At 46.2% G+C, this 1,624-nt stretch carries 1 protein-coding gene; it reads right to left on the bottom strand.

Annotation, left to right across the window (positions count from 1 at the left end):
* Positions 1 to 1,622, bottom strand: a 1,622-nt coding sequence (locus R8269_RS23945) for a PilZ domain-containing protein (protein WP_318222745.1), incomplete at its 3' end; no start/stop codon positions are given.
* Positions 1,623 to 1,624: the final 2 nt, after the last annotated feature.

The following is a 1,624-nucleotide window of genomic DNA, read 5'->3' as shown; positions in this document are numbered from 1 at the left end:
AATTGTACGCTGCAACCGTCAGGGCTGACTCGAATAACGCGATATGGAACGGCCATGAGAGGCAGCTTTTTATCGTAAAGTTGTAACTCACGAAAGTTAACTTGCACTTCTTGTCCCGAGCGTAACATCGTTGGCTCATCTAAACGAATCCCCAAGCCTCGCTTAGAAATATCAACGGTTGAACCTGCTGCTTTTAACTCACCCGAACTGAGTTCAAGCGGCGTTTTGAATCGATAGCGTGGTTCTTTACGGCGCGATTGAGCATCGAAATAGATACCTTTAGGGTTGCCAGTGATTTTTCGAGGATGACGAAAGGCATTTAACGTGTTGGCTGGCAAACGCGGCTTTTCTGTTAATAGGTAATCTTGCCCCGACTTTTCGTCAGCGATTTCTTGCAAAATGCCGATATGAGTCAGTGACTGAGAGGTTTCGGCTAACTCTGGAGAGAATAGTGCGAGATCTTCTTTCTCTTGCTCAGATAACTCAAAAATAGAAATTCGAAACGCACGCCAACTTTCTCGCTTAGCCCCTAAATGCCAAAACAGCTGGCGTTGTTCGCGAGTCGCTTCGGGTCTAAGCATCGAGTAGAAGTACGTTTTGTTTTCATGTTCATGAGTAAATGAGTACAAAACGTTACTGGTGCCTTTCACGCCTTGTTTGATCAAAGAAGCGACGCGTTGCTCGTTAAACAAGGAGCCAAACACTTGTTGATTTCTCTCATCGTGCCAGTACTGCCACAACTTTTGGTTGTTTGGTGTCAGCATCGCTAGCTTGAGTTCGTTACCATCAAAAAACAGTGGTAAGTTGCTCGTGTGTTTGAGTGCAATGTGCTCATAACCGCGTGTGCGTGCACGAATGATTTTATCTTGGTTGTCATGACGTGCGCGTTTGGCGGCACTGTTTAATGCTTCGTCGATGACGCGCGCAACGACATTGGTTTCCGTTAGACGAATGGTTCGTAGATAGCGCACGGCATCATTTTCATAGCAATCGTCCACGGCCAATACTCGATACGACAGTGGCTTTTCGATGCCCGCGACTTGCGACTTGCCTGCAAACTCGGTAAACGAAACGTGAATGATTTCACCAAGGTTGTATTTAAATGCGCTCGGGACTTTAAATTTTGCCCCAGAGCTCGACAAATCGATGCTTAATCCATGAAGGATTTGCCCTTTGGTGCGGCGAATTTCTACCTGAGACTGAACCTTCAACCGCTTTTCTTGGCGTTTTAAGTCGTAACCGAGGTGAACCGGTTCTGCGAGAAAGGGGCTTTTAGGATCGGTTAATGAATGAGACTTTTCCTGCGTGGCGAGCTTGCTCATCACACGAAAGTTATTGCGCGTGTTGACCAATGCTTCCCACATGCCTTCGGTGTAGGTGCCAAACTTCTTAATGTTCTTGTGATAAGCATTAAAAGCGACATCGTCCAACCAATGCGAAATGCCATCTAAAACATATTCACGACATTCGCCTTTGACGCGACCACGTAAATCAATGCTCTTCTTACATGGTGCCATAAGACGGTTCAGTTCCATCTTCACTAAGATTTTGGCCGACGGCGGCTCTTCCTCCGTCAATTGTAAAAGGACACACTCAAAGTCTTCAGAACCATAAACGGGAATGA

The sequence above is a fragment of the Vibrio sp. Vb0667 genome, from assembly GCF_033391095.1.
Note: the sequence above shows the minus strand (reverse complement) of the source record. Positions and strands in the feature narration are given on the sequence as shown.